Source organism: Aliiroseovarius subalbicans (assembly GCF_022678625.1).
GTDB classification, from domain to species: Bacteria; Pseudomonadota; Alphaproteobacteria; order Rhodobacterales; family Rhodobacteraceae; genus Aliiroseovarius_A; species Aliiroseovarius_A subalbicans.
The window spans coordinates 1-473 of record NZ_JALBYQ010000015.1 but is presented as its reverse complement, the minus strand read 5'-3'; the positions used below and the strand labels follow the sequence as shown (position 1 = coordinate 473).

1 pseudogene is annotated in these 473 nt (G+C 72.1%); it reads left to right on the top strand.

The features are described from left to right. Positions 1–473, top strand: a pseudogene (locus MN188_RS17545) (hypothetical protein); the annotation flags it as partial.

Genomic DNA, 473 nt, shown 5'->3' with positions numbered 1-473 from the left:
GCCTTCGACGGCGGCGCGGGCTTTGACGTTGTGCGCAACACGCGCGACGGGCGGGACATCTGGCTGACGGATGCAAGCTTTGACGGCATCGAGGAGATCGACGGCGCGGGGGCTGACATCCGCGTGGGCCGCGACGGGCGGCTTGACCTGACCGGGGTGACGCTCAGCAACGTGGGCGCCCTGGTTGGCGATCGCGGTGGCGAGACGATCCTTGGCACCGCGGGGGCCGACCGCCTGGTGGGCGGCCGGGGCGGCGACCTGATGCGCGGCGCTGGCGGCGACGACGTGTTCGAGCTGCGCAGTGGTGAGGGCGCGGGCGACGCCTTCGACGGCGGCGCGGGCTTTGACGTTGTGCGCAACACGCGCGACGGGCGGGACATCTGGCTGACGGATGCAAGCTTTGACGGCATCGAGGAGATCGACGGCGCGGGGGCTGACATCCGCGTGGGCCGCGACGGGCGGCTTGACCTGAC